Genomic DNA, 6,932 nt, shown 5'->3' on the forward strand with positions numbered 1-6,932 from the left:
CTGGGGTGCTGATCATGCGTCCTCGTCCCCCCAGATCGCCCTCGCTTTTTTTCTGAGGGCCAGTAACGCTGCGGTTTCTGCCAGGGCCTCGTTCTTGCGGGCGAGCTCCTTCTCCAGGAATTTGATGCGTTTACGCTGCTGCCTGGCCTCGTCGGCCTCACGTTGGCGTTCCGAGTGGGAGAGGCTGGCGGCCTGCTCGCAGTCGTGACGCCAACGCTCCAGCTGCTCGGGATAAATCCCTCGGCGGCGGCAGTATTCCGCAGTTTCCTGGGCGTTCATCGAGGCGGTCTCGATCACGGCGCTGAACTTCTCCTTGGACGACCAGCCATCGGCGCCCTTGCCCAGAGTATCCGGCAGGCAACGCCCCTCGGCGCGGGCTTCCTTGCGCCACTTGTAGACGGTGCCCAGCGAGATCCCCTCCTGCTCCGCGATCACCTGCGGGGAGAGGTTGTGGGGAGGCAGCAGCTTAGTCACTACGGCTTGCCGGCGCTCCTCGGAGTAACGAGGCATGAGTGTCTCCTTTCGCCCCCTGGTCGGTTTATAAGAACAGGGTATCAGAGGGCACGACACTCATCCTGACACTGGGGGTCGGCGAGTACCGGGTGCCCACTGCGCTGTGGGACTGCATGAGCCGCTATGCCTGCTGGCTGGAGCCCGCGATCACGCATGGGTGGGTGCAGCTTATGCAGGACTACAACCCGCAGGCCGATGTAGGTCTGCTACACCGGGCGCTAACCTGGCCGGAGAGCCGGCGTGAAACGCACAAGGTTCGCCGACTGATCGCCAGGCACCTGATCCGGCCGGCACCGCTGCACTGCGTGTGGTCCCACCAGGATCTGCACCGCCACCATTACGCGGTGGACCACTGCTTTCCGTGGTCTCGCTGGCAGAACAACGATCTCTGGAATCTGCTCCCAACCACCGAGCGAGCCAACGCCGCTAAGTCCGACCGCCTGCCCGCTGCTGCACTAATGGAGCATGCCAGGCAGGACATCCTGGCCTGGTGGGAGATCCTGGACGCAGAACCGGCGGTCTCAACACCTACATGCAGAAGGAACAGCAGCTCAAGCAGCTGCAGGACGAGCTCGACAAGCTGAAGTACGACGACTGCCTAAAGACCGAGCTAGATTTCAAGAATCACCTCGAAGACCTGATGCGCGAGTTCGACAAGTCAGCCGCTGACGTCATCAAGCTTCTGGATCCAACGCATACCGCTGACAAGAGCTCCAGCAGCGCCAAGAGCACCGGCCGCGCCAAGCGCAAGCTGAAGATCTACAAGAACCCGAACACTGGCGAAGTCGTCGAGACCCGCGGCGGCAACCAGAAGACGCTGAAGGCGTGGAAGGAGGAGTACGGTGCCGAGACCGTGGAAGGGTGGCTGGTGAGGACGGAGAACTGACGACTGAGAACACGAGTAGAATTTCTAGATGGAAACAATTAAACAAGACATCTTTTATAAAACAAGCCTAGAAGCCAATATCATTTCTCCTTAGAACAAACATACAAGAAAGCTTCAAAGCCCATTACTCCATCTAAAAATTATCTAGTGGAGCAATGGGCTGAAAACAATACGCTTTGTTTATGTGGCTACAATTAATTAGCCGCTGTAACTACCAATTCTAGCAACACGTCTTCTCCAAGGTCTGCCACCCCTAAAGTCGCTCTGGCAGGCAGGTTTTCGGGACCAAACCACTGGACCCAGACGTCGTTCATCCCTTTCTTTAGCGACAAGTCAGAAACATAAGCAGTAGCCGAGACAATACACTCCTTTTTAGTTCCGGATTCAGCAAGATAATTTTCCAGCTTGTCCAATACCTGCTGAGTCTGCCCTGCCATATCCAAGCTGAGATCATCTGCGATGATGCCACCAAAGAACACAAAACCATTGGCTTCAACTGCACGATGCATAATTGGGGTAGGGATACTGCGCTTGATCATGACTAACTCCTTTGATTGCCTGACTTCAGGCGTGGTGTCACTCTTTTCGGCATGCCGAAAAATGAGCAAGATGTATAATGCGGAATAGCAGTAGATCAGATTGAGGAGTGATTACCATTGAAACGTGTAATCGAAAATGGCTCAATCGGGTAGGACGGCTCGCGCCCCATAGCTAGGTCAGCCACGATTTCCCCAGTAATGGGACTCAGCTGAAAACCATGGGCCGAGAAGCCGAAGGCATGAATAACGTTCTCGGATGTACTGCTCGAGCCCAACACTGGGATTTGGTCTGGCATAACGGCTTCCATCCCTGCCCAGGTACGGACAATGCGCGCCTCATTCATAAAGGGGAACAGGCTCAACACAGTGTCTGCATTTTCTGCCAAGCCACCAAGGCTGGTCTCGGCAACCTGACGGTGTGAATCGACTTCCCCACGAATTCCTCCGCCGATCATCACGGTACCATTCTCAAACTGTTTAAAGGAAAGTAACCTGGAGGTAGCCCCAATAACCGGACCGAGAAATGGTTTCATTCGCTCAGTAATCATCAACATCGGCGCCTCCGCTGCGAGAGGCACTGGCTCACCCAGCCATTGACAAAAAGTTCCCGCCCAAGCACCAGCACAATTGATGAGGATGTCAGCAGTAAACCGGTGGGTGCCAGCCTGAACCTTCCAGCCGCTGCCACAGGCCTCCAGGTCAGTGACAGTCACACCTTCGAAGAAACTTGCGCCCTGCCGTTGAGCCAAGCGCCTCCAGGCTGTAACCGTACGATAGGGGTTGGCATAACCATCTCCGTCGCAGGCAAGCCCGCCAGGGCTATGGGGAGACAGAGCAGGTACACGCTTACGGAGCTCGTCGCGAGTAATGAGGTACTCGTGGTTGAATCCCAGAGAACGGACCTGTCGCTCACGCTCAGCCAGCGTCTCCAAGTCTGCACTATTCTCGGCGACCATGATCTGCCCGACCGGGCGAAAACCACAGTCGTCCCCTACTACCTCGGCCATGCGTTGCCAACGCTCCCAGGCCGCCATGGCCAATGGGATCTCCGCAGGATGCCTGCCTAATCGCCGCACACCACCAGCGTTAACACCTGAGGCATGACGGCCGGCATAGTCCTTGTCGATCACAGTGACCCGATGGCCCTGGGCGCTGAGATGGACAGCGGCACTACAGCCATGGAGACCTGCCCCGACAATCACAATCCGCGCACTCATCTCGAAATATCCTCAGCGGCTGTAGCCAGCTGCCCCAAAGTAATGGGTTTAAAGGGAGGGCGAAGCCGATAGTAACCAGTCTCGCTAACGCTCTGGCCGTTGGCATCGGCCAACAGTTCGCTAACCGTCAGGCCACACATACGTCCTTGACAGGGTCCCATTCCGCATCGAGTAAATGATTTGGTCTGGTTAGGTCCACGACACCCCTGATTTGCCATGTTCCGCACTTCACCTGCAGTAACTTCCTCACACCGACAGACAACTGTATTGTCCTCCGGAAGGCGCCATTGTGCGGCCGGTTGGTAGAGGGTATCGAGGAAAGGACGAATAGCCGTTTCTCGCTTTAATTCACGCCGTAGCCGCTTCACTTCCGCTCGGATTTGATCTTCATTAACACGACCTAGAGCGATGGCGGCACCCAGGCCTGCTAGCCGCCCCTGAAAAGCAGAAGCTTTGGCTCCTACGATGCCACCAGCATCTCCAGCGACCGAGACCCCCTCGACATCTGTTGCCAACCAAGTGTCCGTTCGCGGACGCCAAGACAGTTGCCGCTCGTCCCAATCATGTGTGCAGTCGAGCGCCCGAGTAACCTGTGTATTTGGTACTACACCCTGATGCAGTAGCAGCAGCGGTGTTGTCAAGGAGTGCCACTCAGGATCATTGCCACATCGCCAGCGGACACGCTCTAGTCGGTTCTCGCCTTCGGCCTCCAGAGCCGTTACATGCCGAACATGCCTAACTCCTGCACGTCGCAGTTCGGCCAATAGCCCCACGCCCTTGAGTAGAGTTCGAATATTTCGTAGCGCACCTGGCATTAGCGGGAGTGCATCCCGGTATTGGCCTGGCGACGAGGTATCAAGCAAGGCAGCAATGGGAACCCCAGCGCGCAAATATTGCACGGCCAGCAGTAAAAGAAGTGGCCCACAGCCAGCGAGAACAACCGGTGCCGAGGGCACCAAACCACCACTCTTAAGCATAATCTGCCCGCTTCCGGCAGTCATGACTCCGGGCAGGGTCCAGCCCGGAACCGGAAAAGGACGCTCCATGGCACCATGAGCGAGAATGACATGTCGGGCTCGAACCATCGACGCTTGGTCACCTTGGAGGAGCCCGACCTCAAGCTGCCTGGTGAGCTGCCAAAGGGTAGTCCCAGGCCGATAATCAATGCGTGGATCATCAAGCCCATCTACCAGCTCCTCACCACACCAGTAGTCATTACCAAGAATTCGCCGCTCCTTGATCGGCGTAGTCTCAATTGAACGATAAATCTGTCCACCAGGCGCCGGCTGTTCATCTACCACCACCGCGGTGATGCCATGGGCCACGGCAGCGGCGGCAGCGGCCATACCGGCAGGCCCACTTCCAAGTATCACCAAGTCATGAGTCGTCATCAGCCGAGCCTCCTTGCGCCGTGTTGAGAGCGAATCTGCATGCCGTCCTTCACATGGACCTGGCAACCCTGGACATTAGGGACGTCGTCCACCTCGACCAGACACTCAAAACAGACCCCCATCATACAGTAGGGGCCTCTCTGGGATCCGCTCACCGGCGTGGTACGACATGCTTCGACGCCGGCCGCGAGCAGCGCCGCTGCAATGGTATCGCCATCCTGGGCAGTAACCTGCCGGCCGTTGAAGTAAACGATCACTGTTTTCTGCATAGGCGCATCAGGCGGGGTTAGCCGTTTGAACATCGAATCTCTCCGCGGTGAAAGGAACTATTTCGCTAGGTGAGGAATCACCAGCGATCCAGGGGGCAAGGCGTTTGGCATGGGCTGCAGCCAAGGTCACACCGCTATGGCAGCAGGCCACGAATGCGCCCGGATGAGAGAGCGAAGCTTGATAGAGCGGATAGCCATCAGGTGTCATCACTCGCAGCGCACCCCAAGTACGTACTATGCGCGTCTTGGCTAGCGCCGGCAGGGCACGCACAGCCCGTTGGGCGATATGCGATAGCACAGGAGTTTCTGTGCCCTCGTCAAAACCGACATCTTCATGTGAATCACCTAGCAAAATTGAGCCTTCCCCTGTCTGGCGAAGGTACGTGGTCGGAAGATTCAGAAGTGGGCTCATGCGCTCAGTAACCAGGATCTCGCCTCGGTTAGGCACCAGTGGTGCTTGCAGACCAACCTGAGGAGCTAGAAGGCGGTTACCGAGACCGGCGGCGAGCACCACGCGCTCCGCATGGACTCGCTCACCTTCACGCTCGATTACAAAGCTATCCCCTCGCTGTTGTACTCGGTGAACCTTGCTGCCAGGAAGGAAAGTACCGCCAAAGCGAAGAAAACCGGCATGCAATCCACGTAGCAAATAAAGAGGATTGGCATGTCCATCCCAGCGTGACCATGAGGCTCCCGTGACACTCTCCCCTATTTCCGGAATCATTTCGCGTAGCTGTTCATGATCGAGCATTGCGAAATCAAACTGCCCGCCAGTTGCCTTGGACAACGTGGTAAGTTCAGCCTGCCTCAGCTCTATTTCCTTGTGGCTGTAGCAGAGATGCAAACCTCCCGGCGCTTGGTGTTGTGTTGCTACCCCAGTGAGCTCCCAGAGTTCTTCCGATAGGCTGGGCCACAAGGATGCAGAACTCATGCTCCACTGTGAGTAGCTCGGGATTTCGAGCCCTTTACCCTGAACCCAGACCAGTCCGAAATTGCCTCGAGATGCTCGATAGGCAACATCGCCCTCATCGAGCACAGCGACACGGTAGCTGGCCTTAGCCAGGCCATAAGCAATAGCACTGCCTACTAGCCCACCACCAACGATAGCAAAATCATAAGTATTCATTTGATCGATTCACCCATTGCCGATCAGTAATTTGTCTAACCCAGAGACATGATCCAGCATCAGAACCAAGAAAGCCGTTAGAAAGATCAGCACGGTCGATATAAAAGCAATCATCGGGCCGATGGTGTAAACAATACCCTTATACATTTTACGAACAGCGCTGTCGGGCTGGGCGACGCAAAAAACGCCATCGAAATTTCAAAGTAACTGCGGTTAACGCGAGAAACCAACCGCCAGCCACGCTCGACAAGGTCACCGGAAATACGACACGACTAAAAATAGACCACTGATTGGCCCTCAATGACATTACGGAATTTACTTCCTGTTCCCCCATACCAAATACTGATACTTTAAATAAGCGATTATTATGCGGAATGGTGATCACATAAGCCGACACCAATGCATTAAACCTGCTATATACACTTGTACGCAAAAACAACCCGGGGGGAAATAAACCGAGAGTTTCATACGGAACAAGAAGAATTAAATCAACAAAAGGATCGGCAGGAAAAATCATGGGGCTAAAGCTACTGAAAAATCAATTACGCCAGCTATAAATGCTATTCGAAGTACGCGACCACCCATAATTCACATCCTCATTTTTTATTATTAAACCAATAAGATATTGAAAATAACTCAAATTACTATAATTTTTTCCAATGCAGTGTTTACGCTATGGCTTAAAAACTAGCACCTAAATGCCATGCACACTAATACCATTTTTTACCAACCCTATGCGTATATGTTATCGAATCCATCGCTTTACGCATCAATCAAATTCTGAAGTTAGACTTGATAACGTGCCAGCAAGAAGTGTGGTTAGATCTGATAAGTTAGGCCACCGTGGGCCTTCGCTAAAGTTGCAAGTTGCCAAACACTCCCACCGAAGGAACCCCACGATGGCTGCCAAGAGCATGGCACTGGCGAAGCTGCTTGAAAAGCGCATGATGTTTCAGGACTTTCTGAGCCAGAGGCATGATGCTCATGCTAA

Annotated in this window: 9 protein-coding genes; 2 read left to right on the plus strand and 7 right to left on the minus strand. The window is 54.7% G+C overall.

Annotation, left to right across the window (positions count from 1 at the left end; genetic code table 11):
* Positions 1-12: 12 nt before the first annotated feature.
* Positions 13-510, minus strand: coding sequence for a helix-turn-helix domain-containing protein (locus B7L71_RS10030; RefSeq protein WP_023004802.1), 498 nt, complete (start codon positions 508-510; stop codon positions 13-15).
* A gap of 173 nt (positions 511-683) precedes the next feature.
* Here B7L71_RS10030 and B7L71_RS10035 point away from each other — a divergent pair, with 173 nt between their 5' ends.
* Entirely contained in the window at positions 684-1,097 is a 414-nt protein-coding gene (locus tag B7L71_RS10035; protein ID WP_235048473.1) for an HNH endonuclease domain-containing protein, read from the plus strand.
* The gene (locus B7L71_RS10040; RefSeq protein ID WP_023004803.1) at positions 1,046-1,399 is read left to right on the plus strand and encodes a histone-like nucleoid-structuring protein, MvaT/MvaU family; all 354 of its coding nucleotides are present in this window, start codon (positions 1,046-1,048) and stop codon (positions 1,397-1,399) included. Before B7L71_RS10035 ends, B7L71_RS10040 begins: the two co-directional genes overlap by 52 nt.
* Before the next feature lie 194 nt (positions 1,400-1,593).
* Here B7L71_RS10040 and B7L71_RS10045 read toward each other — a convergent pair whose 3' ends face one another.
* The 6 genes from B7L71_RS10045 to B7L71_RS17105 form a co-directional block, all read right to left on the minus strand.
* Entirely contained in the window at positions 1,594-1,938 is a 345-nt protein-coding gene (locus B7L71_RS10045; protein ID WP_081137670.1) for a RidA family protein, read from the minus strand.
* Positions 1,939-2,033: 95 nt separating this feature from the next.
* Complete coding sequence (locus B7L71_RS10050) at positions 2,034-3,155, minus strand: NAD(P)/FAD-dependent oxidoreductase (protein ID WP_081137672.1); 1,122 nt, start codon at positions 3,153-3,155, stop codon at positions 2,034-2,036.
* Positions 3,152-4,546 carry a (2Fe-2S)-binding protein gene (locus B7L71_RS10055; protein WP_081137674.1) on the minus strand — a complete coding sequence of 465 codons (1,395 nt, stop codon included), beginning with the start codon at positions 4,544-4,546 and terminating at the stop codon, positions 3,152-3,154. Before B7L71_RS10055 ends, B7L71_RS10050 begins: the two co-directional genes overlap by 4 nt.
* Complete coding sequence (locus B7L71_RS10060; protein WP_023004806.1) at positions 4,546-4,848, minus strand: (2Fe-2S)-binding protein; 303 nt, start codon at positions 4,846-4,848, stop codon at positions 4,546-4,548. The genes B7L71_RS10055 and B7L71_RS10060 overlap by 1 nt, the downstream gene beginning before the upstream one ends.
* Entirely contained in the window at positions 4,823-5,941 is a 1,119-nt protein-coding gene (locus tag B7L71_RS10065; RefSeq protein WP_081137676.1) for an NAD(P)/FAD-dependent oxidoreductase, read from the minus strand. Before B7L71_RS10065 ends, B7L71_RS10060 begins: the two co-directional genes overlap by 26 nt.
* 148 nt (positions 5,942-6,089) lie before the next feature.
* A complete protein-coding gene (locus B7L71_RS17105) occupies positions 6,090-6,458 on the minus strand; it encodes a hypothetical protein (RefSeq protein ID WP_139790111.1) in 369 nt (122 codons plus the stop codon).
* Positions 6,459-6,932: the final 474 nt, after the last annotated feature.

The organism is Halomonas sp. BC2 (assembly GCF_002078115.1).
Lineage (GTDB): Bacteria > Pseudomonadota > Gammaproteobacteria > Pseudomonadales > Halomonadaceae > Vreelandella > Vreelandella stevensii.

Coding starts and splice junctions, on each gene's coding strand:
- B7L71_RS10030 (WP_023004802.1), bottom strand. CDS start 510: ATGCCTCGTTACTCCGAGGAGCGCCGGCAAGCCGTAGTGACTAAGCTG.
- B7L71_RS10035 (WP_235048473.1), top strand. CDS start 684: ATGCAGGACTACAACCCGCAGGCCGATGTAGGTCTGCTACACCGGGCG.
- B7L71_RS10040 (WP_023004803.1), top strand. CDS start 1,046: ATGCAGAAGGAACAGCAGCTCAAGCAGCTGCAGGACGAGCTCGACAAG.
- B7L71_RS10045 (WP_081137670.1), bottom strand. CDS start 1,938: ATGATCAAGCGCAGTATCCCTACCCCAATTATGCATCGTGCAGTTGAA.
- B7L71_RS10050 (WP_081137672.1), bottom strand. CDS start 3,155: ATGAGTGCGCGGATTGTGATTGTCGGGGCAGGTCTCCATGGCTGTAGT.
- B7L71_RS10055 (WP_081137674.1), bottom strand. CDS start 4,546: ATGACGACTCATGACTTGGTGATACTTGGAAGTGGGCCTGCCGGTATG.
- B7L71_RS10060 (WP_023004806.1), bottom strand. CDS start 4,848: ATGTTCAAACGGCTAACCCCGCCTGATGCGCCTATGCAGAAAACAGTG.
- B7L71_RS10065 (WP_081137676.1), bottom strand. CDS start 5,941: ATGAATACTTATGATTTTGCTATCGTTGGTGGTGGGCTAGTAGGCAGT.
- B7L71_RS17105 (WP_139790111.1), bottom strand. CDS start 6,458: ATGATTTTTCCTGCCGATCCTTTTGTTGATTTAATTCTTCTTGTTCCG.